The sequence below is a fragment of the Pseudoalteromonas sp. SMS1 genome, assembly GCF_021530565.1.
Classification (GTDB): Bacteria; Pseudomonadota; Gammaproteobacteria; order Enterobacterales; family Alteromonadaceae; genus Pseudoalteromonas.
Genome location: NZ_JAKGBI010000004.1, coordinates 169,276 through 194,440 on the forward strand (window position 1 = coordinate 169,276; position 25,165 = coordinate 194,440).

A 25,165-nucleotide genomic window follows, 5' to 3' on the forward strand; every position below is an offset into this window, starting at 1 on the left:
CCCGTTTTACTGAATTGGGTACACTATGAAACGATATTTATTCGATAGAGACCTAGATAAGTCGAGCTGTGGAGTTGGTTTTATCACCCACAAGCAAAGCTTACCAACTCATCAACTGATTAAACACGCACATCAGGCACTGTGTAGAATACCGCATAGAGGCGGCATGAATGCTGAAGGAATTGGCGATGGTGCTGGTGTCAATATTGATTTATCTCTCACATTTTTTAGAAAAGTCACTGCGCTGCCAAACCTCTTGCTTGGAGAGTTTGGGGTTGCCAATTTTTTCATGCCAACCGACCCCAGTAATCATGAACAGGCTATGTCGCTTGTCTTGGAAAAACTGGCCGCATTTGCACTCTCTGTCGTCACGGTACGTACAATAGAAACTGCGCCTACAGCTATCAATATGGCTAGTCAGCGAGCCCAGTTACCCATCAAACAGATTATTTTCTTGCGCCCCAATCATGTTGCTGATCAAGACACCTTTGAGGAACTGATACATCACGCACTGGAAGAAATCGAGATGCATGCCTTTACTCAGCCACAATTTGCAGGGCTATACCCTCTGTCGATGAGCGCCAGAACACAAGTATTAAAAGGCAGATTGAACAGCTGGGAGATCATCCCCTACTTTAATGACCTCAGTGACCCTGACCAACAAATACATACCCTCTTTTTCCATACTCGTTTTTCAACGAACACGGCACCAAACCCCATGTTTGCTCAACCATTCAGGCGCATGGCGCACAATGGTGAGCTTAACACTGACCGTAAAAACAGACTGAGCGAAAATGCCATTGCTAAATACAAAAATAAGCGTTTGATATTTCCGGCTGGACAATCTGATTCCGCGAGACTCGATCAAACCTTAGCTCGCCGAGTGATTGAAGATCAAATGCCGATTGATGTCGCCGCACTCGCAATGATGCCTCCTGCTTGGGAAAACGACGAAAGCCTACCTCCATCAGTCAAATCGATGCTGGAGTATTTCTCTTTATATGAAGAGAAAAATGACGGCCCAGCGGCATTTATATTTGGTGATGGTGTCAAAGTGGGCGCGCGGTTGGATAGGCTTGGCTTGAGGCCGCTGAGAAGTGTTGAAACGACTGATTTTCTGGCCGTAATGAGTGAAGCTGGCCAAATCGACTTTAATACTTCAGATATTATCCGCCGTGGTCGTATCGAAGCTGGTGGAATGATTGTGTTCGATCATGACACGAAACAAATCAAATATACACGCCAAATCTTGGAAGAGTTAGCCACACAACATGACTACCCTAGCTTGCTTCGACAAGCACGTGTCACACTGGCTGAATTACCGCCAGTGTCTTTGCAAAGCATTGGTAAAAACGAGCAACTGAGTATCACCGCACAGCATGTGGCATATAGCATGAATCAGGAAAGTTTTAAATTTATGCTGGACCCAATGTTGCAGGAAGGATCGGAAAAAATCTCAGCCATGGGCTATGGTTTAGCGCCCAATGTACTTACTCGCGAAGAAGGCGGTGTTTCTCGATATTTTAGTCAACGCTTTGCGCAAGTCACCAACCCCCCATTGGACAGCATACGCGAAGCAGACGGCATGACGCTCAGGGTAGCACTTGGGCCAAAACCGAACATTAGTCCATCGAGTCATCGTCAAATTGTACTCAACTCTCCGATTTTAAAGCCTAATGAGCTGACAAAAATCACCGCCCAACCCACGCTCAGAGTTGAAACATTATCAATGCTGTTCAATGTCGATGTGAGCCAATCGGATCATCAGCCTCAGTTATTAGATGCACTGAAAACGTTGGCTAGCCAAGCTCAACAACTTGCCAATTCGGGCTGTGACATCATCGTACTCAGTGATCAACAAATCAGCCATCAGCAAGCCGCTATTCCTGCACTACTTGCGGTTGCAAGCATCAACCAAAAGCTTATTGCTGAAGGGCTCAGATTTAATACCAGCGTAATCTGCCATACCGGACAAGCTGCCAGTACGCATGATATCGCCTGTTTACTCGGCTTCGGCGCATCTGCGGTTTGCCCAATTACCGTATACAATCGCGCTGTCGAACTATATCAACAAGAAGCCGACGTTATACAGGCTTTAAATCGATATCAAAAAGCAGCGGAAAAAGCACTGATGAAAACCATGGGCAAGTTTGGCTTGTGTACTGTGGAGAGCTACATCGGCGGAGAGTTTTTTGAAGCTAATTTTATCGACACTCATGATCCTCTCCTTAAAGCCATTTTCCCTAATATTCACTCTCCCGTAGGTGGCGCGAGATTTAAGGATATTGCTCAAAGTGCAGTTAACTGGCACAAAAAGGTTTTTGAAGTGCAAGCTGAAGATCAAATTCCCGTCCTTGGCTTATTCAAAGAACGCGCTCAAGGCGCAGGGCATAGTTTTGGTACGACCGCAGTACGTGAATACATTAACATGACGGAAGAGCGCATACAGTATGTTGATGAGTCTCAGCTCGAATCTCGAGATACTGGTGTGATATTGCCTCTAGATGAGGGCTATAAAGACTTAGGCTTTGAAGCAAGGGCACCGGAACAAATTGATCAATTCAAGATCACCCAAGCTTATAGAGAATTCAGTAAAAATTTACTACATGAGCGTTATCACAGACCCGCGGCATTACGAGATGTACTAGCACTACCGGCTGATTTTACTGAGCTACACAATGCACAAGCATTTATGCAAGCGCTCTCTTACATTGACGCTGCGGGATCAGCAAGCGTACATATTAGGGGGTTAAGTGTTGAGCCAATCTCGGAGCAAAAGTGGTTGCTTTGTCATCACTCTAAGTCCGATAGCGTTCATAAACAATTGGCTCAAGCACTGACTGCGCTGTATCGCGAAGAAGTGTACGAAGTAGTACCCACTTTAGACAAGATACTCATTGAAACACGCACCAATTCAACGCTCGACATTCTATGCTCAAGGCTTGTTACTGCACGTGATCCTATTGCGCTGTCACAAGTACAACCTGCGCATGAAATTACAGCGACCTTCGCATCAGGCGCCATGAGCCATGGTGCACTTGTTGAAAAAGCACATGAGGCGGTTGCACAAGGTACCAACATTGCCGGCGCGATGAGTAACTCAGGTGAAGGCGGTGAAAATTCGCGACGTTATAATACCGTTAAGGCCAGTAAAATTAAGCAGTTTGCGTCAGGTAGATTTGGGGTTTGGACAGGCTACCTTGCTGACCCTGCACTTGAAGAAATTGAAATAAAGATCGGCCAAGGGGCAAAACCTGGTGAAGGGGGTCAGCTGCCTGCACCTAAAGTCAATGTAGTGATTGCAGCAGCGCGAGGAGGCACGCCTGGCGTCGAGCTGGTTTCCCCTCCTCCACATCATGACACCTATTCCATTGAAGATTTAGGGCAGCTCATTCATGACGCAAAAGCAGCTCGAGTGCGAGTTATCGTTAAGCTCGTTTCCTCTGAGGGAATTGGTACCATCGCAGTAGGCGTTGCCAAAGCTGGTGCTGACGTTATTAACGTGGCGGGTAATACTGGCGGCACCGGTGCTGCACAGGTCACCAGCCTAAAACACACTGGACGAGCCGCTGATATTGGGATAGCAGAAGTCCATCAGGCTTTAAGCGAAAATGGCTTGCGAGATAAAATTACATTGCGTTGCTCGAACGCGCACCAGACTGGTTGGGATGTCATAAAATCAGCCATGTTGGGTGGGGATTCATTTGAATTTGGAACGACAGCACTCATGATGCTCAAATGTGTTATGGCTAAAAACTGTAACTTAAAATGCCCGGCTGGCCTCACAACAAACCCTGAAGTTTATAGGGGAGACCCAAGAGCACTGGCACAGTATTTTATGAATGTCGCGCACGAAGTCCGTGAGTTGCTTGCTGAAATAGGCTTTACTTCTTTATCTGACATCCGTGGCCGCTCAGATCTACTGCACCTCGTCTCTCACCCTGCCATGGTTGGCAAATTGGACATGACAGCGATGCTGAAACCGGCTACGTCTATCTCCATCACTAACCCGGTCTACTTAGAGGCGAATTTTACACCTGATGATGAGTGGCTCAAGCAGATCAAAACGCATTTATTTGACGCTGAGAGATACGAGCTAGAAATCCCCCCTCGCACACTGAATAATTGTAATAAAACTGTCGCGGGTCAGTTGGCGATTGATATTGAGCGCATACTCAACTATCAAATGAGCCCTACTCAGATTGAGTCTCATCCCGCAATTATGAAGCTCAGTAATGGTCGGGTCATTCTCAAACCGTGCAGTTTACAAATCAATACTCGTGGCTCTGCGGGTCAAAGCTATGGCGCATTTAACAATTCTGGGATGCGGCTTCACCATGTAGGAGCTTGTAATGATGGCGTTGGCAAAGGAGCCAGCGGTGGCACTATCATCATAACAAGTGACGGTCCCCCGCTCACTGAAGATGTTCTGATCGGTAATTTTGCGCTTTTTGGTGCAACGGGTGGGCAGCTTTATGTACATGGCCAAGGGGGTGACCGATTTGGGGTGAGAAACTCAGGCGCGGTCGCCGTCATCGAAGGCGTTGGAGATTTCTGCTGTGAGTATATGACCAATGGCGCCATTATCAATTTGGGCGGTTATGGAAAAGGGTTTGGCAACGGCATGAGTGGAGGGACTGCTTACCAATATGACCCAACAGGTCAAATACTCGAGCAATGTTCGCAAGACTCGGTTACTGCTACACCCATTTCAACTCAAAATGCCTTGTGCTCAGGCCAAGAATCGGTCTTGTTGCAGCACCTAAAAGACCATATTGATGCCACTCAATCATCGTTAGCACACCAATTGTTAGATAATTGGCAGCAAGCTAGGCAGCACTTTTATGTCCTAATACCTAACGCACTCTATCAATATCATTGTGCTGAAAACATCGCTAAGCAACTTGATAGACGCGCCATGCTTGAAGAGTTAGCCGTCTCATGGGGAGAAAAGTCCATGAAGTCTATCAAAAACGCTTATACAGCCTATCAACAGTCAAATGTTTGTTTGTTTCAAGGACAGTTACCTCAATATGGAGAGAGGGACTCGACACTGATCTATCAGTACATTATCAATGCTGGCATGCTCCACCGTGCACAGCAGCTTACTCAAAAGCAACATAATCAGGGGTTTACGGAAGTTACCGCGCAATATTTATTTGATACGCTAGATTACAAACTTGGGGACACATTGGCCAAAGACGCCAAAGAGGCACTTGCAAGCTACGGTGACGAAGCACTCAGCTGTTTAGTTGCCCAAAAGCGAGTTCAAGACTACAAAGATGCGCTATCGCTCCGCGAGGTTTGGGACACTCACGCACTAGGGACCAGTGTTTGGATCATAGACAGAGATCAGAAAGTTAAATCAACGCTTGAGCAATACCGCGACCTCGAGGAGTTGCTCGCCACGCATTATTGTCACGTGCTGTCAGAAGCCGTTAAAACAGCAGTGTAAGTAGGAGAACATCATGGAACAACTAAAAAGTAACAAAAAAGTCCCTTTTTTACCGCAAGATATCCCCTTCAATGACGACCAAAGACAATGGCTGGGGGGATTTTTAGCAGGTTTACATACTCGTTTGCTGGTAAAAGAGGAACACGTTACCACGACCAGCTCAACCACACAGCAAATCAAACCGCTCACTATTATCTATGGTTCGCAAACAGGGAATGCTGAGGGCGTTGCTGAGGAAGTTGCAGAAATTGCCAAAAACCATGGTCTAACGCCACAAGTACAAGATATGGATGACGTCGAACTTGATCAATTATGCCAAAGTGAACGACTGTTGGTGGTTACCAGCACCTATGGCGAAGGAGAAATGCCCGACAATGCCCAAGCACTTTGGGATAGCATCGCATCGGACGCAGCACCTAGATTTGAAAATACCTACTTTTCCGTACTCGCACTAGGCGATACCAATTATGATGACTTCTGTTTAGCTGGCATTCAATGGGATGAACGGTTGGAAGCGCTCGGTGCCACGCGCGTTGCGAACCGAGTTGATTGTGACGTCGCATATGAATCACTCGCCCAAGAGTGGATAGCGGAAACCCTGCCAACTATCGCACAAAAAGGCAGTCATGGCGGTCATGAAGTCATGCCAGCACCCACGCCGGCGACCAATAAAAAAGCCAAGCCTAAATACAACAGAGATAATCCCTTCGAGGCACAGCTGATCCGTAAATTCACTTTGAATAATCCCGATTCAGACAAAGAAACGTGTCACTATGAACTGTCACTGTTAAGCTCAGGTGAAACATATGAAGCTGGCGATGCCATTAATTTGCTGCCGCTTAATCGGCCTGAATTAGTTGAGGAGCTGATCAGCTTGCTCGGTGCTAGAAAAGAGCAACATGAGCAATATGATGGACACACTCAAACACTCCAAAAGATATTTACGGAAGATTTAGAAATACGTATTCCAAGTAAAGAATTCATTGCCGAGGCCGCTACACGCAGCGGTGATCAGAGCTTTATTGCGCATGTAGAAGAAGGCACCGCAGCACTTACCGACTTTTTGTGGGGGTTAGATTGCGTAGATATACTCAAGCGCTATGCACCACATGCCTTTACAGCCAGTGATTTTATTAGATTGGCAAAGCCACTAGCACCACGCGCTTATTCTATCTCCTCGAGCATAAAGCAACACCCCAACGAAGTGCATCTTACCGTTGCTAGTGTCAGATATCATCAGGCAGATCGTGCACACCATGGCGTATGCTCGACCTTTTTAGCTGACTTAATTGACTCAAAAAGCAAGATTAAGTGTTACTTTGCACCAAACAAACACTTTAGCGTGCCACACGACCCATCGTCACCGATCATTATGATTGGGCCGGGTACAGGGATTGCTCCATTTAGGGGCTTTCTGGAAGAACGTATTGCAACGAAGGCCGACGGCGACAATTGGCTGTTTTTTGGGGATAGAACAAAAGCTAATGATTTCTTGTATCAGCAAGAGCTTGAACAAATGCAAGAAAATGGCACATTGACCCGTTTAGACCTCGCATTTTCAAGAGATCAAAAAGACAAAATATATGTACAAGATAAGATGCGAGCACAAGGTCAAGCTTTATTCACATGGTTAGAGCGAGGCGCATATGTCTATGTTTGTGGTGACGCATTTCGGATGGCAAAAGATGTCGACAAAGCTCTCCATGATATCATTGAACAACATGGCAGTATGAGTTCAGCGCAAGCTCAAGAGTACATCGCGCGCCTGAAAAAGCAAAAGCGCTACGTTAGGGATGTTTATTAACACGCAGTTGCCAAACAGGGTTATACCTGTTTGGCAACTGGCGAAATTAATCTCATTGCAAGGTATTTTTCTGTTCTGCCAGCCCCACCATATCACCCGTAAATAAACCAATGCCGTGCTCTCTAAGGTCTGTTTCTTTCGAGTAAGGTTGAGACTTTTGATAAAGATAGACTTCACTGCCGTTTTGTTGCGCCCTTGCAGCAAACTGATCTGGCCAGCCCCATAAAATACGCCCAAACTGTTCTGGAATAACCAAGGTGGTATTTGCACATGAGCCAGGATAATAGCGTGACCAACCAATGAATATATATTTAACTAAGCAACGTTTGCCAACTTCTTTTGAATACGTCATTTGCGTTGGAAACTCTTCCGCGATGGCCTCTGAAATGCTCTGTATACCAATAAAACTCAAACGGTTTCTTTGCTCCGAACTTAGCGCTTTTAAATAAGCGCCCAATACTTCAATGGCCTCTGGGCCAGCCGTTTTCATATTGAGCAAAAATGATTGCTCTGGAAAACGCGTCAAAACTTCATCAAGTGATGGGATCAAACCAATGCCCTGACCTCTGAAAGGATACTCCGCTTGTTCACCAATACGGTACCCATATCCTGCATCCAATGTTTTTAGGTACTCCATTGACTGCTCAGATGTAATGCCTTTGCTGTTAGTGCGACAATCCAATGTCCAATCATGAAACACGGCTAATTGTTTATCTGCCGTCACGTGGATGTTTAGGTGCACAGTATCTGCCCCCAAATCAAATGCATGTTCAATCGCTGGGAGCGTGTTTTCAATATAGGGGTGTTTCACTTCAGTAATTCTATCTGCAGTACACGTGGTATTTGTCGCGCCTCTGTAGTTAGTTGGTTGTACTAGTCCCTTATATGATATGATTTTTCCTGGATGGTCGAGTTCTATATCAGGTTGTCTTGCAATTAGTATGATAAGTATTAAGACAGAAATACGTACAGCCCAGTGCTTCATGAAACTCCTCAAAAATAAGCCTTTAAGCTCGGCATTTTATCAAAGCCCGTAAATTTAAGGAATCGCCAGCTTACACATTCGAGAGAGAAATATGTAAGCATCTACTTATCCGAGTAAAGTTTAGTCTTTCATTTGACGTACCTACATGCTAAACATGCATTCGTAAACATGAAAAAAGGTGGCTAAGGGAAAAAACTGCACTTATTTTATAGTTTGAGCTTTATGACTTACCTTTACTACTCAGAGAACGTGACGAATTGTGGCTCTGGGTTAGGAGACATTCGACGTGCTTGTAGCAAGGAGCAAAAGAAACATACAGGTCGCCTATAGAGTTCCGTCTTATCCGGTTAAACCATTTGCATTCTCTCTAATTAAAGAGAGCCCAGTGTGCTTATGATGCGTGAAGTTGAAAACCAATTTGACCCCCTTGTCGATCATTACTGCTATATCTTGAGGAATTAACATGTTATTAGAAATTGCCATTGGTGATGCGTATGGCGCAGGTTTTGAATTTGCTGAAAGAGAGAAAATAAATCGATTCAACAACCTCACAGCCTACCACGAACATGGTCTTGGAATTGCGCCAGGGCACTACACGGACGACACGCAAATGTCACTTGCACTGGCCGAACTCATGATTAGTGGCGAAGCTTGGGATAAGCACACCATCACCCGTAAATTTATCGATTGCTTTAAACGAGATCAGCGACTGGGTTACGCCAAAGGGTTTTATGCTTTTTTAGATTCTATATCGGGTGCAGATGAGTTTTTAGCCAAAATTAAACCCACTAGCGCCGCCAATGGGGCAGCGATGCGCTCGGTACCCATCGGGCTTTTTCCAACAGTTGAAAAAGTCCTTGTAAAAGCTGAAATTCAAGCTTCAATTACACATGACACACCAATAGGCATCGCCTCCTCACAAGCAGTCGCACTCGCGAGCCATTACTTTTATTACAAATTAGGTTCAAAAGCACAACTGGGCGAATTCGTTCAGTCCCATACTGACATTGAGTGGAATACCAACTGGCAAGGCGAGGTCGCTTGCTGCGGCTACGAGACAGTCAGTGCCTTACTGACGGTTCTATTGTCTGAAAACAGCTACTCTGCATTGCTCACACAGTCTGTGGAATTTGGTGGAGACGTGGATACTATCGCAGCCTGTGCGCTTGGCATTGCGAGTACAAGTGACGCGTATCAAAACGATTTACCAAGCTTTTTGTATGATGAGCTGGAAAACAATGACTACGGCAAAGACTATTTAGTCGCGCGCGCAAAGCAATTACACACAACAGCGTTAACCTATAAGTAATATCTTGACGGGCTCACCTAGAGAGCCCATTAGACTTTTCTAAGCAAAGGGACAATGTTTCTACCAAATGGTTTAAACACCTTGACTAGATGCCTATCTATTAGGGTGAGTTCTTTTTCGCACATTGTTTGAAATCGTTTATTAGCTGAGCCTCGACCATGATTTAACACCAGGTTTCGCCTCACCCATAACCGCAAATTGATTGCCAAAAGCCGGTCTTCGTCTCGTAAACAAATATCGATGAGCTTTTTGGCAGATCGGATGTATGCAGCAAGGTTCTCTATATTGGCTGGGCTGTGCTTTAGTATCATAGCATGCACTGCAAACTCTGCATTAGCATCTTGAAATGCCCGCAATTGCGCATCTTTCGCTTCTAAGTCAGTATCAAACATAGTGAAATTTTGGGTCGACATTTATTGATAATGATAATTAATATCAAATAACCTGTAAACCCAAATGTAAGCTGCTCTCGAAATGCTAACCCATAAATGTCACACGCTTGATTAGGTCGTTTTCGACTTCATACGCAGCTATCACCGTCACACTATGATCGATTTCTTTGCTGAGCTGTTTTGATGACTCAGCCAGCTCATGATCGACTAAAAAGCGACCTTGCACCATACGAGTCAAAGACGTTGCGTTCAAATAGCTCAAACTCGCAAACTTGTTACCATAGCGTTCGACAAGCGCTTCCTTTCCCTTAAATACCAAGCTTTGCCCTTGATAGATTTCTACATCATCACTGTAAGTAGCCGCAAATGCATCGATATCTTGATTGTTGTAGGCGTCGAGTTGTTTATCTACGATGGCGATGGTTGCTTGTTCTATGTCTGTATACATATTAAGTCCAAAAACGCTGTGAGTGGTTGGACCGTAATTATATACATATGTATTGAAGCTGTTAAGTTCCGCTTTAACGTGTCGCCAGCCCTTTCGACATCAAGGATTTCCACCAGAAAGCATTATTGTGAGGTTCGCCTGCGGTGATCACCTCGCCCACTATGGGTGTGTTAATAATGATATTTTTTTGCGCGGCCGCCGTAGTGACACGCTCTAACGGTTCATACCAAGCGTGAAACGCCAAATCGAAAGTTCCATTATGTATTGGCAGCATCACCTCTGCATTAAGATCAATGTGTGCTTGAACGCTTTGCTCTGGTGTCATATGAATATCTGCCCAGTCTTTGTCATAGGCGCCAGTTTCAATGAATGTGTAGTTAAAAGGCCCATAGCGACGGCCGATTTCTTTAAAGCCATCAAAATAACCAGAGTCACCGCTAAAGTAAATACTTTGGTCAGCCGCTTTAATGACCCACGACCCCCACAGCGTTTTATTGCCATCACCCAAACCTCTGCCAGAAAAATGCTGAGTGGGAACAAATGCAACTAGGCTGGTTTTATCCCCATGCTCTTGCCACCAATCAAACACTTTCACCTTGTTACTATCAACTCCCCACTGTTCGAGGTCGCCTTCGACACCTAAGGGAACAAAAATCTCTTTCGTTTTGTTCATAAGTGACAAAATGCTCTCTTTATCTAAGTGATCATAGTGATTGTGAGAAATGAGAATTCTATCAATTGGCGGTAAGTCGTTTAACGAAATTGGGGCCTCGTGAAACCGCTCAGGTCCAGCAAAACTAAATGGTGACGCGCGCTTTGAAAATACAGGATCTAGCAACCAATATTCACCAAACACCTTTAATAACACTGATGAGTGACCCAGCTTGACCATATGTACTTGATCGTCAGAAAGTTGTGCCAACATATCTGGACTTTGTTGCACCATAGGGAGCGGAATATTGGGTATTGGATCTTGCTTAGGCTCTGTAATAAAGCGCCAAAAAATACCTAACGTCTTTTTCAAGCCTGGCTGTTCGACCTCATTAGTATTATAAAACTTGCCGTTTTTATACTGCGTCGAACTATAACCTGCTTCGCTCACTTGCGCGTCTAAATTCGAAACCATTGCACACCCTCCGACTGTTAAACCAAATATCACTGCTGTCAGTAAAGATAATTTGTATCTAGCTCTCATACGCCACCACAAAAAGTAAACTACACGGTGCAGTTTTTCACATCCCACATTAAAAGTAAACTACCTAGTGCAAGTTTTTTAAAATTCCGCTAAACTACGCGCACATTGGTAAGGAGTTCATATGAAGCTATCAGAGAAAAAACGCCTGCAAATCATTCAAGCTGCTGAACAGCTGTTTTCTGAAAATGGCGCACAACAAACCAGTATGGATCTGGTTGCACAAACCGCAGAGGTATCAAAGCGCACCGTGTATAACCATTTTGATAGCAAAGAAGCTCTTTTGTACGCGGTCATTGAAAACATGCTGACCCATGTTGAACAAGGCAGCACCTTGGTTTACACGCCCGATAAATGTATTAGATCACAGCTAATCGAAATTGCTAAGGCAGAGGCACAACTACTGACGTCTGACTCCTTTTTGCGTATCGCCCGTGTTGCATTTTTAGAATTGTTGCAAAACCCTGATATGGCTGCGCACTTGAACAATACTAAAGTGGGCTGTATGCGTTATTTGGAAGCATTTCTTGTCGCTGCCAATTCATCTGGCACAGTCAATGTGGAAGATATTACTTTCGCAGCAAAACAATTTGTATTTCAATTAAAGTCTTTCATTTTTTACCCGCGCCTTTATGGTTTTGCGTTAGAGCCTCATATGACACATGAATTTGTGATCAACCAAACGGTCGACACGTTTTTGGCACGCTATCAGGTCGATTAATAAGGGGGTCAATTGAAATTAGGGAAACGCCTAGCGCAAATTAGCGATTTAGTAAGTAATGACTACGCGCACATTTGGGATTGCTGCTGTGATCATGGCCTGCTTGGCGCCAACTTATTAGATAAAGATCTAGACGCAAAAATCCATTTTGTAGACATCGTGCCTCACTTGATTGATGCATTAGAGGCAAAACTCACACAGTTTTATGCCCATAAACAAGCACAATGGCAAACGTATTGCCAAGATGTCGCGGCTTTGCCGCTTTCACAATATTCAGGTAAGCATTTGGTGATCATTGCAGGCGTTGGTGGGGATTTATGTAGTACTTTTGTACAAAATATGCTGCGTCAAAATCCAAATACACCTATCGACTTTATTCTTTGTCCAGTGCATCACTTATATACATTGCGCCAAACATTACACTCACAATCACTTACCTTAAAAAATGAGCTGTTGGTTAATGAAAACAAACGCAGCTATGAACTCATTCATGTGTCGACCGATAAAACAGAGGGGTATTCAATCCATGCTGTTGGTGAGCGTATTTGGTGTTATCGAAATAAACAAGAGTATGAAATAGCTAAACACTATTTGAATAAAACAATTAACCACTATCTACGAATTAGCCAAGGCAGTGCAAACGTGACAAAGACCCTAGCGGCCTATCAAAATATTCAGTTAAGACCTATTAAATGAATAATGATGAGCGCTTACGCGCTCACTTTATTGAGAGTATAAATGTCTCGATATAACCCGTCAGGAAACAATATTCTGTCGGTTTTAACACCACCTAATCGCTCTACCAATTTACGTGCAGCGTCATTGTCGTCATTCATATAAGTGCGTACGTGCGCAAACGCTAGTTCGTCATACGCGTAATTAATAGCAGCAATGGACGCCTCTTTGGCATAGCCTAGTCCACGTGTCTCAGGTAATAACCACCAGGTTAATTCTCTAGGCCAATTATAGCCTTGCCAAAAACCACATGTACCAACATACTTGCCGGTTGTTTTTTCTTGTATTACCCATACACCAAAGCCTTGTAAATACCACGAACCAAGATCTGCCTTTAATCTTGCCAAAACTTGCGTAGGCTCTATCGGCCCACCGTACATTTTGGATGACTCACCATTCGTATAAAACTGTAAGTAAGCATCTAAACACGCGGTAGTGGGTGCAACTAAGCGTAATCGCTCAGTTTCAAGGTGTGCTAATTGAGTCATTTACGCCCCTGTCTCGTGATTATTTCGAAATAGCAAGTCTCGCAGCAAGCGCTAAAAACAAAGCACCGAGTACACCATCAAAATGATGACCCAATCGAAACCTGCCCGCTAACACCTTACCTAACTTACTAAATGAAATAGCAAAAATGAGATTAACAGACAAAACAACAGTACTTAGCAGAACACCTAGAATGAGAATTTGCGATGTCAAAGACGCATTTACCTGAGTAAACTGTACTAAAAACACACTGAAGAACAACAGCGCTTTCGGGTTCATTAAGTTATTGAGAAAACCTTTCAACACGAGCCCTCGATTCATATTTTCATGGTGATTGGTATTAATCGTTGTGGCATTCTTATTCACCCACCAAGATTTAAGCATAATTGCACCGAGCCACGCTAAATACAAAGCACCTAATAACTTTATCGCCGTCACGATCGGAGGAAATTGCTGCATCAGCTGACCAAGCCCCAGTGCCACCGCCAAAGTCTGTACGATACCAGCAAGAAAAATACCCAATGCAATGCGTGCCCCAGACATAAACCCCTGTCCCGATGAATAAGCTGAAATCAGCACCAAATCTGGGCCTGGCGAAATGGCTAATAGTAAGGTCGTAATTAGAAATAGTGGCAGTATTGTAAGCTCAGGCATCATGCACTCCTCGGTCTTTTATTTACTAAAAAACCGTCAATACTGCCACATGGATTGGCTAAATTAAATGCATCTAAATCATTATTTTAACTTTTTGTACTTAATAAAAAGGGGGGTTACCCATCATTGATTTACTGATCGGTTACCACTTTCATTGACTTGGCACTGCCATACCAATTGATATGACGTGTCAGTATCATCACCAGTGACAAAACAATGAAGCACATCAAGCTGCCCATCAGCAATGCATAATCTTCAGCGCCCAGCATGCCATAAAGCAACGAGTAAAGCATAATTAAACCAACAAAAAAGTACCCCCCAATCACACGGTTTTTTAGAACACCACTCACATACCAACCTAGTAATCCAGTCGCTGCCAATGACGAAATCACATATGCCAATCCAAAGCCTAAATGTTCACTCAAAGAAATCAGCAACAAATAGAATATCGCCAGTGCTAGCCCAACAAACCCATATTGCACGGGGTGAATTGGTTCGTCCCTAATAAGTTCTAATAAAAAGAAGCTGGCTACCACGAGGAGGATAACCATCAATGCATAATTCACAGCACGGTGACTTTTTAAGTAATGGTCAACAGGGTCGACTAACGCAACGCCAATGGTCCGTTCAGTTAAATCACTGCACTCGCTGCGTAAGATACAACTTTCAAACGTGCTTTGCATATTGGTGGAAAAGTAGCTCGCTTGCCAATTTGCACTAAACGCCGCATCGTTGATTTCTGAAGTGAGTGGTAAATAAGCACCAACAAAGCTTGGATGAGGCCAGTTTGCATTCATTGTAACGCGTGTCTCTTTACCCACTGGCGAGATAGCTAACTTTTCCATCCCTTGTAAGTGTAAATCGGCTGAAAAAGATAGCACTGATGATGCAAATAAAGAAGTCACTTCAAGCGGTACATGCACCCCCTCTTTTAATCTTTTTACGCCTGTTCCAGGTAAAATTTTTACCTGTTCACCTGCAACCTTAATCATTGAGTCTAACCCTATTCCCCGAATATCCGAGATCCCAAATACGAGGCTTGCTGATATCACACGATGGTCTTTTAAAGTATGAAGATCTGAGATATTAAAAACGCCAGAAATTGCATTTTTGGCATGGTACAGCGTCGCTTTATAAATGCTACGATACTTTTCATATGTGTCTAGTTCGCTATGTATCAATAATTTATCTGGTAGTAGGAAGGTATTTTCTTTGATAAGAGAAACGCTATTCTCCCGCGCTAATTCTCGTTCATATTCTACGTAAATAAACGGACCCACAATGCGCTGTTGTGCGCTGCTACTTTTGGCAATCTCCTGCTGAACTTGCTTTTGCATTTCACTGCGTTCAGATATTAGATCTTCTATCATGACCATCGGGATCATCAAAGCGACAATTAGCCCGATCAGCGTGGCAAACTTAACACCAATTTTTTCTTTATTTTGATTGTTCATCATAAACTCCTTAGGTTTGCCCAAACTTTAGCAAGGCCGTTTGGGTAATCTATGGCGCTAATATGGAGAGTTTATGGAGACTTGATGGCGAGTGTAACTTCAACGCCATGTTCGCAATTTTGAATGTTTAAATAACCAAAGTGAAGTTTGGCGACTTGCTCAACGAAATTTAGCCCAAGCCCCGTGCTTTTATTCCCCGCTGCGCGCGGCAACGAGTAAAATCGCTCTGTCAGACGACCTAGCGCATAATCCGGAATTAAAGGGCCTTCATTGTAAACCGTGAAGCAAATATGTGTTTGCAACTGCTCCACTGATACGCGGATTTTACCTGCGTCAAATACAAAGTCCATCGCATTCTCAAAGACATTCAATAATGCCTGTCGAAGTAAAAACTCATCACCGCAAATCATAAAACTAGACTCAGATAAATGGGCATAATCAATAGATTTTTGTTCTATTTTCATGCTCATCGCTGTCGCCACATAATCGACCAATTCGTGACTTTGCATTGATTTCGGTTTTTCAATCTCTGGTAGCTTTTCTAATCGCGCCAGCTCTAAGAGCTTGTCGATAAGTAGTTGCATGCGCTCTGATTCACGTTCAATGTTGCCTGCAAATTTTGCTCTCTTTTTATTATCAATTGGTAACTGTAATAATTCGCTGGCCCCTCTGATACCTGAAAGCGGACTCTTTAGTTCATGTGTTAAAGTTTCAACATAAGACTCAACATACTGTTTGCCATCTAATTGTGAGCGCATGTCCGCCAGAGCATCGCTTAATTGACCATACTCATAAAACACTCTAAATACTGGTTTATTTGCCTTTTCACCTCGCCCCATTTTAAAGGCATACAACGACAGTTTGCTAAGTGCAGAATTAATTCGCCACGCGATGACCGCGCCAACTAGCAAAACCAACACACTCATTATCGCAAGCCAGTTAACTACGCGCTGCTGCGAAAGCTCAATGAATGGTTGAACTGACCTATTTGCTTTGGCAACGGTTAAGCTGCCAATGGTCTTATTGTTGAAAATGACGGGGGCCGCCACATGCATGACGGTTGACAGCGGATCATTTGGGTCTGTCGCTGTAGAACGCGCACCATACTCCCCCTGCAGAGTGAGGTAAACATCATTCCAGCGCGAAAAGTCACTACCAATGTCTTTTTGCCATGAATCGGCTACCACAATACCATTGGCATCCGTGACATAAATTCGATGGGACATCGTCTTTTTATCAACTCCCCAAATTGCAGCATCAACACTTCGGTTGCCAAACTGCTGTAGCAGTGTCGAAATTTGGCTTGTTTCCAAAGTTCCATTTGCCAGCTCTTCAGCCACCAATACAGCTAACAAGTTAGCCATATCGACCAACGTTTCTTCTGTCGTTTGACGCACTGTGGGTTTAATTTCTTTGAGCAGTGTCGAACTAACAAAGTACGTTGTCATAATGACAATGACGAAGTACAACAAAAACAGTCGTAATCCAAGTGGGATTTTGGGCCATCGGTTCACAATCTATTCCTTTTCAAAATAGTAACCAAAACCCCGTTTGGTTTTTAGACTCTCAGCCAACTCAACCTTTTGCAGCTTGCTGCGAATAGACTTTATGTGAGAGTCAACATTGCGCTCATACGCTTCTTCACTAGGCATATTAGAAAAGTCCATAAGTTGCAATCGGCTCAGCACCCTAGGGGACGATTTCAGCAACGCATCTAATAATCTAAACTCTAATGCCGTCAAGCCCAAAGCCATGGAGCCGCTAAAGTAGTCATAGTTTTCAGCTCTCAAGTCTTTGGCTGTTTGTCCTACACTTGATTCGACTTGTCGACGCATCGATTTCAATCGCAGTTTTACTCTTGCCAGCAACTCTCTGGGGCTAAAGGGTTTTGTAACATAATCATCAGCACCTATTTCAAGCCCGACCACCCGATCTATTTCATCTGCTCGCGCGGTTAGGAAAATGATAGGAATATCCGAAAAGCCTCTTATTTGCTTGCACAGTTCAAACCCATTCCCATCCGGTAACCCCACGTCGAGTATGAGTAAATCTGCCGGCGTTGTTTTTAAATGTGCCAACCCCTCACCAGCGGTATTAAACCAATGAGCTTGAAAACCATCCATTTCCAGTACATGAATGAGCGTATCAGCAATCGCTGACTCATCCTCTATGATGACAATATTCACGTTATTTCCCCAACTACAAACTGGCCTTACCCTTTGATGTGAGTTAATTAAGCCAGATATACTTACTTTAATGCAGCACAAGTATAATCGATTGGCTAAAAAGCCACTAATAAATAACAGCTTAGCATGATAAATTGCTTTAGCTTTGTCATGCACTTCATGGTGAAAATTTTACAATAGTGACTTGTACATGGCTTTCAATGGACTCTAACGCATTCAGCATGCATGCTAAAGACCACTTTGCAGAGCGGTTGCCCGAGCCTGCACCAATTAAAGGCATTGCCAAGGTCTTAAAACCGCACGCCTCTGCTAATTTGATCGCATTTATGGTCGACTGTCTCACAGAGTAATCAGTGGCATACCAGCACAAATTAATGCCCGCGACGTGAATGATGCCCTGATAATTCAATGACCCCGCAGAAGTTAGGCGCGCCTCACCTAAGGGAATTGGCCCATATTTCGCTACTTCTTTAAATGGCTCGGTACCTGCACGACGTTTAATCGCCCCGGAGACCCCCTGAGGTAACAACAACCACCAAGGTATGACGTTGCGATTCCAGCTATTTACAATGGCATCAACCTGTTGCTCCAAAATATCCCCCTGCACGACAACGACATTTACGCCCATCATTTTTCTACCTGTACTTGTTCAACAATTTCTAACACCACTGGCAAAACAGATAACACCAACAGCATGGCCATCCCATAATTAAACAACGTTCTGTATCTATGTTTAGTTAACACGCGTTTTAACGCTGAACCACACATCAACCAAGTGCCGACACAAGGAAATGATGCAACAAAGAAGACCAATGCGATAGTCACGTTTTGGGTATAATACCCGTCACCTATGCTGGTAAAAGCGGCTATCGCCCCCGTCGCCACCACCCATGCTTTGGCATTAACCCACTGAAATAAAGCGCCGTTGATAAACGTAAGCGGCTTAACTTTATCAGTCTCAATCGGTGCACTTGCCGACTTCGCGATCACCCAGGCTAAATAGAGTAAATAAGCAACCCCCACACATTTAATGATGAGATGTAAATTTGGATAAACCGTAAATACTTGACCAAAACCAAAGCCAATGACCAATAACATCACACTAAAACCAGCACAGATCCCCACAAGTAGCGGTAAGGTTTTTTTTACTCCAAAGTTAAGTGCAGAGGTCATCACCATAATGTTGTTTGGCCCTGGGGTAATCGATGTTGAAATGGCAAATAAAATGACTGCAAGCATGTATTCCATATTCTCCTCCGTTTCCTTTCTTTCATTGCATTGTCGTGTAATTTCGGTCAGCACGCATACTCACCTTTCTAAGGTACACATATTTAGTCCATTGGCAAACCGCATTCCAATATCCGTAGACGAGCCAATAAACTCAACAATATTGCGGCTTGTCAGCTGTCGTAACTTTTCATTTAAGGCTTTTAGACTAAAGTTATGCTGTATACCCAACTAAACTATGAAAAATGTAGCATTTTAGGAAACCCTTAGCAGTATCACAGCCATCGTATCTATGGGAAAAGGATCACATGACTTACACCAAGTTACTCGTCGTTGACGATGATGTAATAGACAGAAAAACAATCATAAGAACCCTGTCTAAAGAGCAAAATAATTATGACATTGTCGAAGCAGACAGCGCTGACGATGCCTACATTTATCTTGATCAGATGCATTTTGATGTGATCTTAATGGATTACAATATGCCTCAAATCAACGGTGTAGAAGCCATTGTTAAACTCCGAAGCCAACCCCAGTTAAAACATACCGCAATCGTCATGATCAGCAACTTGTACAACGAATCACTCGTACTGGATTGCATTAACGCAGGTGCACAAGACTTTTTACTCAAGCAAGAAGTCACGAGCACTCAACTCACTCGCTCCATTCTACAAGCTCGAAAGCGGCACGAATTAGAACAGCAACTGTACGACAGCTATCGACAGGTCAAACAGCTCGCAGAGAAAGACCCCCTAACGGGCCTACACAATCGCTTTCACTTTGATGAAATGCTAAATAGGTTACTGCTCGCAAGACAACGAAGAAAACGTGAGATTGTCGCCGTTATGATGCTAGATCTCGACAAATTCAAGCACATCAACGATAACTTTGGCCATGAAGTGGGCGATCAGCTTTTAATTGCCGTCGCTGACAGAATAAAAGAAGTTCTCAGAGAAAATGAACTGCTGGCACGCCTAGGGGGGGATGAGTTTGCTTTTGCTTGTGGAGAACTCACCTCGATCAGGCAAATCAAGGCCATCGCACAACGTGTACTGGATACCTTTTATGTCCCCTTTGACATTGATGGCCACGCAGTTCACTGCTCAGGCAGCATTGGCATTGCCATAGCCCCTATCAATTCTGAAAACCGTAAAGAGCTCATGAAGCTCGCTGACATTGCCATGTATCGTGCAAAAAATGGCATCAGCGATAAAATTTGTATTTTTCAAGACAACATGCAAGAGGCTTTTTTACTCAAATATCAAATAGAATCTGAGTTAAAGATGGCGACACAAAGCCAGCATTTCGAGCTCAGTTATCATCCTGTTATTGAGAGCCAATCAGATACCATCACCATTATTGAAGCGTTAATACGTTGGCCAATGGCTAATACCACCCAACTACCTGAAGAGTTTATTCCCATCGCTGAAGAAGCCGGTTTGATCCAAACAATTGGTCAATGGGTGCTGGAGCATGCACTCTATCAATTTAAGGAGATGTTATCTAATGACCACTATCAATTTAGATTGTCGGTCAATGTTTCTCAATGCCAGCTTTGCGACAATGACTTTGCCAATACGGTTCAACGTGCCCTTGAGACAGCCGCAGTTGCTCCAGATGTGTTGGTGTTAGAAATCACAGAAGCCGCGCTATTACAAAATGATCAATCCATCAATGATACACTTCTCGCCTTGTCTGAGATGGGGGTTGGGTTAGCACTCGATGATTTTGGCACCGGATTATCTTCAATTTCTCATCTTTTACAATACCCCTTTGACATCGTAAAAATAGACAGTTCGATTGTGCAAAATATCGCTCAACGAGACTCCAAACACCATGACATGCTTCAAGGACTCTCTTATATGCTCGAAAAACTCAACATCACAGTAGTTGGTGAGGGGGTAGAAACCACCATGCAGGCCCAAGCTTGCAATGACATGGGTATAACACAACAGCAAGGCTTCCTATTTTATCAACCCATGAGCGTTGATAAAGTGAAAAATATCCTAAAAGATGAATCCAAAGCAAGCCGCCTTACCCTGGTACATGACGGCTCAAACAACAATAACAAAGACACCTAGAATGTGTCATCAAAGGGCTAAAGGCACATGCATAACCCCTAGTTACTGTTCCTTGATATCGACATTACGTTTTTGAGCTGTTCTAAGTCATATTTTCCTTTCACTAGGTAGGCTTTCACACATGAAAAACTGGTCGCTCTGTCAACATCCTCTTTTTTGTCAGAGCTACTGAACATAATCACAATCGGGGCTAATCCCTTTTCAGCCTGTATTTTTTTAAACTCCTCCAAAAATTCAAAACCGTCCATAAGCGGCATATTGATATCTAAAAACACAAAGGTGGGTGGGTAGCTTGTCGAATAACATACAACATTTTTTGCGTGGTCCGAAAAAAAATTTAACGCCGAAGCCCCTTCACTGCATTCGAATATATGGCTAATAGGGATGTGAGTGTCTTTAAGTTGCCTCGTTAGGATGTACCGATCATCTTCGCTATCATCCACAATCAAAATCGAAATAGGGTTCATGGATTTTAGTTCCTTTTAATATCTACTTGAAAAATGGTACCTTGCGGTGACGATGAGAAATGAATGCTACCTTGCATTTTCTCAACATGTTTTTTAACTATCGCAAGACCTAACCCAGAACCAGACGCCAAGCTCGGGTGAAACCGCTTAAACATCTGATATATTTCATTATGATACTTGTCTGGAATACCAACACCATTGTCTTCAACAATGATAGACAATAGGTCACCTACACAAGCAACATGTAATTTAACATAGGGATTTTCTTTCTGTTCATCTTGGTATTTAAACCCATTAGATACCAAGTTCTCTATTATTTGTTGATATCTAATTTTATGCCCACTTATGATGGGATCAGCTAGCTCAACACTAGCCGAAAATACACAGCAATCGTCTTCAAAAAAAGTCTTGCGTTTATCGACAATATCATCAATGAGTGCATTAAGGTCGAACTCAATTTCGTTTTCTGTAATTAAGTCTATTTTAGTAAGCGACAAAACATCATCGACGAGACTTTCTAGTTTAGTTACCTGCGATTGAACGCGTTTGACACTGCTTTTTGCCTCTTCAATATCACCGCTATCGATATCTTGTAAAATATACTCAGTTAGCTTTTTAGAAGCCGTTAAGGGCGACTTTAAGTCATGGGATGTGCGATAAGAAAATTGGCTCAATTCTTCATTCGCTTTTTCAATTTTTCCGATATTTTCAGTTAAGCTCACCCGCATTCTATCTAGATGTTTGCTCAGTGCCCGAAACTCTTCTGGTGACTTAATTCGCAACCTTCCATCAAGCGCCAAGTTAGATAGTCGCTCTGAAAAAGAATTTATTTCACTCAAAGGTTTAATGACAAAGTATCTATACATCAGGGACGTCACCGTGAATAACGCCACCAAAATCAAACCACACACAAGAAACACGGCAAACGCGACTTCTTTTAATAGTTCACTGGTTTCTTCAATGGGATACAAACCGTAGATATCCCATTTCCAGGGCAAAAACTGCAGCTTTGAGAAAACGTATTTTTTACCTTTCAACTCTATTATTCTGGTTCCCTGTTTTAATCCAGCCAAGCTCATGCCCAGTTCCGAGTCCGTCACACCAACAAAATACTCCCGATTATAAAAAAAGTGATCCCCTTGGTTGTCGACAACAACAAAACTGCCCTCATAAGACTCATCCTCTGATTGAATCTCTACAACCACTTCATCTTTGTAGGCCTTAACGTAATTTTTCAGGCCATCCATCTTGTTTTTCACTAAGATGTCATGCCGTGCCGTGATATGTAATTCGACAAAGTCTTCTGTATGAATAGCGTTTACAACCTGAAGCTTATCAAAGGTACTTTCCTTTAAAAATTGGTATGAGATCACACCCACCAATATCGGACCGATCACCACCAGCGGAAATGATGTAATGAACAATAAGTCCCTAAGTTTCATTGAAACCAAGCTCATTGAAAAATATTATCGCCAGCAATGCTCAGTAAATCGTATGGAATCACGATCCCTAGCTGATTGGCTGTTTTTATATTGAATGCGACCGTACTGCGTGGTGCTGGTTTTACGGCTATACTATGCGGGCTCACGCCTGATAATATGTCGTTCACAATATGTGCGATTTGTTCTCCTGTGCTTTGTACATCGGGGATGACCGTGAAAAGTGCGCCTTGCATTACGGATTGGACATTTGCGCCGTACAATACGGGCTTCATCTTGGAAATTTCAGGCACAAAGCTTTGTTTTTCACTAAATGGGCCATTCACTGACCAATAAAAATCCACCTCAGATTGAATAGCTGCTACGGCTTCATTTGCTTGCAGGTAAGTTTCCGTAAGCTCAACATCATTGCTGTCTTTATATTCAACCAACCTTTTTATAAGGTTTATATTTTTATACTTATCAGAGATTGACTCAAGTTTGGCAATATCTGTCTGTGCCGACGGGTATGTTGTTGCAACAATGCCAATGCCTGTCTGTTTGCCTTTCAATAACTGATTTGCAATTTCGAATTTAGTGCCTCTTTTTACCGAGTAGATTGACCCAGTAATAAAGTCTAAGTCCGGACTGTTGTTGCCAGAAACCAAACCAGCGCCATGTGGATCAGCAACGGTTACAAAGACCATCGGGATACGCTTTCCTTTAAGGACACGCTTGCCAATCTTGGATGCCAAAGTACCGTTGGTGATTATGAGATCTACACAATTACAATTTAGCTTTTTCGCTATATGGTTGGCTATTCTTTCGCTCTGACCATTCCCATTATATACCTCTATATCAATGTCCATGTTTAAGCGATTTAATTCAGCCGAAATGTATTGGGTATGAATGGTAACGATTGGTACCGGCAATGTTTCAACTATGAGCACTTTCTTACTCTTTGCATTTGCCAACGAGCATGTTAAAAATACAAATAAATACAAACAATAAATCACTGATTTCATGCTACTCCCCCAATAGATAGATTTGAGGCCTATCACCCCACTTTCTCGGCTTTATAGGCATTTCTTAATGGTAAAATTGAGCTTACTTCCCTCGTTTTCGCTGTCAGCGAAGTAAATAGTACCGCTGTGTTTACTAATAATTCTCTTCGCAGTAGCTAGCCCTAATCCACTGCCTTGATAGGTATCTGAACTATGCAACCTAAACAGAGGATCAAAAGCCTTTTCACGAAATTCTTCCGCAATACCAATGCCATTGTCTTGAATAGAAAAATGCCAATGAGTTTCATCACTTTGATGGTAAATGGTTAAATCTGGTTGTTTTTCACAGTACTTTAATGAGTTTTCAATGAGGATCTGAAATAACTGCACAATAAAGCAAGGAATGGCATTAATAGTAGGTAGAGAATCAAATCTCACGACCGCATTATGTTGGTTTACTTCAGTGGCAAGATGAGTGAGGGCCAATTCAACACAGTTCGCCACATCAGTACTTTCTATTAAGTGCTCCGACTGCAAGTCTAGTTGAGTGTAAGAAACTAACGCATCAATAAGTTGGTACATTTGCAACGACGACTCAGTAAGTAATTTGAGCTTGTTCAATGCCGCTTGCGGTATGTCCTTGGCAAACTGGTTTGTTATCACCTGCCCCATTTTAACAATCGCATTTGCGGGCTGTTTTAGGTCGTGCGCCAACACATGGGCAAATTTTGTCAGCTCTTTGTTTTGCTCTTCGATTTTCTGCTGTAACTGCGTCGAGTCAATCGCATTATTCACCGCCCTTATCAAAGCAAAATGGGTCAACCCACCTTTGCTGATATAATCTGACGCCCCTTTTTTAATCGATTCAACGGCCACCTTTTCGTTGCCCTGCCCAGTCAACATGACAACGGGAGTAAAAGGGTGAGATTGCTTGATCTGAGGCAATGTATATAACCCATCTGATCCTGGCAGTGAATAATCTAACAAGATGGCGTCTATTTTCATCTCGTGCAGAATTCGCAGCCCATACTCACCCGATTCAGCCTCTTGAACACACCATTTCGGGCAATGTTCTCTAATTAAACGTTTGATTAAGTACCGATCATCTTCACAGTCATCAATCAATAAAAGTGTTTTGGCATCCATC

General features: G+C 43.2%; 21 protein-coding genes. 6 read left to right on the forward strand and 15 right to left on the reverse strand.

Going from position 1 to position 25,165, the window contains the following annotated elements; all coding sequences use genetic code 11:
• Nucleotides 1-25: 25 nt before the first annotated feature.
• Entirely contained in the window at nucleotides 26-5,455 is a 5,430-nt protein-coding gene (locus L1286_RS06395; RefSeq protein ID WP_235406078.1) for a glutamate synthase-related protein, read from the forward strand.
• Between the two features lie 13 nt (nucleotides 5,456-5,468).
• Nucleotides 5,469-7,259 (forward strand): sulfite reductase subunit alpha, encoded by a 1,791-nt coding sequence (locus L1286_RS06400; protein ID WP_235406079.1) that lies wholly within the window; start codon nucleotides 5,469-5,471, stop codon nucleotides 7,257-7,259.
• A gap of 52 nt (nucleotides 7,260-7,311) precedes the next feature.
• On the opposite strand, the gene L1286_RS06405 is transcribed toward L1286_RS06400, so the two are convergent.
• Nucleotides 7,312-8,244: a glycerophosphodiester phosphodiesterase family protein gene (locus L1286_RS06405; RefSeq protein ID WP_235406080.1), complete on the reverse strand. Its 933-nt coding sequence runs from the start codon at nucleotides 8,242-8,244 to the stop codon at nucleotides 7,312-7,314.
• Between the two features lie 463 nt (nucleotides 8,245-8,707).
• Here L1286_RS06405 and L1286_RS06410 point away from each other — a divergent pair, with 463 nt between their 5' ends.
• On the forward strand, nucleotides 8,708-9,553 hold the full coding sequence (locus L1286_RS06410) for an ADP-ribosylglycohydrolase family protein (protein ID WP_235406081.1): 846 nt from the start codon (nucleotides 8,708-8,710) through the stop codon (nucleotides 9,551-9,553).
• 29 nt (nucleotides 9,554-9,582) lie between these two features.
• Here the strand turns inward: L1286_RS06410 and L1286_RS06415 are convergent, their stop codons facing one another.
• The 3 genes from L1286_RS06415 to L1286_RS06425 form a co-directional block, all read right to left on the reverse strand.
• Nucleotides 9,583-9,945, reverse strand: coding sequence for a hypothetical protein (locus L1286_RS06415; protein ID WP_235406082.1), 363 nt, complete (start codon nucleotides 9,943-9,945; stop codon nucleotides 9,583-9,585).
• 85 nt (nucleotides 9,946-10,030) lie between these two features.
• On the reverse strand, nucleotides 10,031-10,393 hold the full coding sequence (locus L1286_RS06420) for a nuclear transport factor 2 family protein (RefSeq protein ID WP_235406083.1): 363 nt from the start codon (nucleotides 10,391-10,393) through the stop codon (nucleotides 10,031-10,033).
• A 73-nt stretch (nucleotides 10,394-10,466) separates the two neighbouring features.
• On the reverse strand, nucleotides 10,467-11,519 hold the full coding sequence (locus L1286_RS06425) for an MBL fold metallo-hydrolase (RefSeq protein ID WP_235406275.1): 1,053 nt from the start codon (nucleotides 11,517-11,519) through the stop codon (nucleotides 10,467-10,469).
• A 190-nt stretch (nucleotides 11,520-11,709) separates the two neighbouring features.
• Here L1286_RS06425 and L1286_RS06430 point away from each other — a divergent pair, with 190 nt between their 5' ends.
• Both L1286_RS06430 and L1286_RS06435 read left to right on the forward strand, forming a co-directional pair.
• Nucleotides 11,710-12,306, forward strand: a complete 597-nt coding sequence (locus tag L1286_RS06430; RefSeq protein WP_235406084.1) for a TetR/AcrR family transcriptional regulator — start codon at nucleotides 11,710-11,712, stop codon at nucleotides 12,304-12,306.
• Nucleotides 12,307-12,318: 12 nt separating this feature from the next.
• A complete protein-coding gene (locus L1286_RS06435) occupies nucleotides 12,319-13,002 on the forward strand; it encodes a tRNA (adenine(22)-N(1))-methyltransferase (protein ID WP_235406085.1) in 684 nt (227 codons plus the stop codon).
• A 14-nt stretch (nucleotides 13,003-13,016) separates the two neighbouring features.
• Here the strand turns inward: L1286_RS06435 and L1286_RS06440 are convergent, their stop codons facing one another.
• The 7 genes from L1286_RS06440 to L1286_RS06470 form a co-directional block, all read right to left on the reverse strand.
• A complete protein-coding gene (locus tag L1286_RS06440; RefSeq protein WP_235406086.1) occupies nucleotides 13,017-13,529 on the reverse strand; it encodes a GNAT family N-acetyltransferase in 513 nt (170 codons plus the stop codon).
• 19 nt (nucleotides 13,530-13,548) lie between these two features.
• Complete coding sequence (locus L1286_RS06445) at nucleotides 13,549-14,184, reverse strand: LysE family translocator (protein WP_235406087.1); 636 nt, start codon at nucleotides 14,182-14,184, stop codon at nucleotides 13,549-13,551.
• A 128-nt stretch (nucleotides 14,185-14,312) separates the two neighbouring features.
• A complete protein-coding gene (creD, locus tag L1286_RS06450) occupies nucleotides 14,313-15,638 on the reverse strand; it encodes a cell envelope integrity protein CreD (protein ID WP_235406088.1) in 1,326 nt (441 codons plus the stop codon).
• A 68-nt stretch (nucleotides 15,639-15,706) separates the two neighbouring features.
• Nucleotides 15,707-17,149 carry a two-component system sensor histidine kinase CreC gene (creC, locus tag L1286_RS06455; RefSeq protein WP_235406089.1) on the reverse strand — a complete coding sequence of 481 codons (1,443 nt, stop codon included), beginning with the start codon at nucleotides 17,147-17,149 and terminating at the stop codon, nucleotides 15,707-15,709.
• 3 nt (nucleotides 17,150-17,152) lie between these two features.
• A complete protein-coding gene (locus L1286_RS06460) occupies nucleotides 17,153-17,821 on the reverse strand; it encodes a response regulator (RefSeq protein ID WP_235406090.1) in 669 nt (222 codons plus the stop codon).
• A 157-nt stretch (nucleotides 17,822-17,978) separates the two neighbouring features.
• Entirely contained in the window at nucleotides 17,979-18,452 is a 474-nt protein-coding gene (locus tag L1286_RS06465) for a macro domain-containing protein (protein WP_235406091.1), read from the reverse strand.
• Nucleotides 18,449-19,069 (reverse strand): LysE family translocator, encoded by a 621-nt coding sequence (locus L1286_RS06470; RefSeq protein WP_235406092.1) that lies wholly within the window; start codon nucleotides 19,067-19,069, stop codon nucleotides 18,449-18,451. Before L1286_RS06470 ends, L1286_RS06465 begins: the two co-directional genes overlap by 4 nt.
• Before the next feature lie 287 nt (nucleotides 19,070-19,356).
• Between L1286_RS06470 and L1286_RS06475 the strand changes: the two genes are divergently transcribed.
• Nucleotides 19,357-21,129 carry a two-component system response regulator gene (locus tag L1286_RS06475; RefSeq protein ID WP_235406093.1) on the forward strand — a complete coding sequence of 591 codons (1,773 nt, stop codon included), beginning with the start codon at nucleotides 19,357-19,359 and terminating at the stop codon, nucleotides 21,127-21,129.
• 38 nt (nucleotides 21,130-21,167) lie between these two features.
• On the opposite strand, the gene L1286_RS06480 is transcribed toward L1286_RS06475, so the two are convergent.
• The 4 genes from L1286_RS06480 to L1286_RS06495 are packed head-to-tail and all read right to left on the reverse strand — an operon-like array spanning nucleotide 21,168 to nucleotide 25,164.
• Nucleotides 21,168-21,596 carry a response regulator gene (locus L1286_RS06480; protein ID WP_235406094.1) on the reverse strand — a complete coding sequence of 143 codons (429 nt, stop codon included), beginning with the start codon at nucleotides 21,594-21,596 and terminating at the stop codon, nucleotides 21,168-21,170.
• A gap of 5 nt (nucleotides 21,597-21,601) precedes the next feature.
• Entirely contained in the window at nucleotides 21,602-23,038 is a 1,437-nt protein-coding gene (locus tag L1286_RS06485) for a sensor histidine kinase (protein WP_235406095.1), read from the reverse strand.
• An 11-nt stretch (nucleotides 23,039-23,049) separates the two neighbouring features.
• On the reverse strand, nucleotides 23,050-24,039 hold the full coding sequence (locus L1286_RS06490; protein WP_235406096.1) for an ABC transporter substrate-binding protein: 990 nt from the start codon (nucleotides 24,037-24,039) through the stop codon (nucleotides 23,050-23,052).
• 51 nt (nucleotides 24,040-24,090) lie between these two features.
• Nucleotides 24,091-25,164 (reverse strand): response regulator, encoded by a 1,074-nt coding sequence (locus L1286_RS06495; protein ID WP_235406097.1) that lies wholly within the window; start codon nucleotides 25,162-25,164, stop codon nucleotides 24,091-24,093.
• Between the last annotated feature and the right edge of the window lies 1 nt (nucleotide 25,165).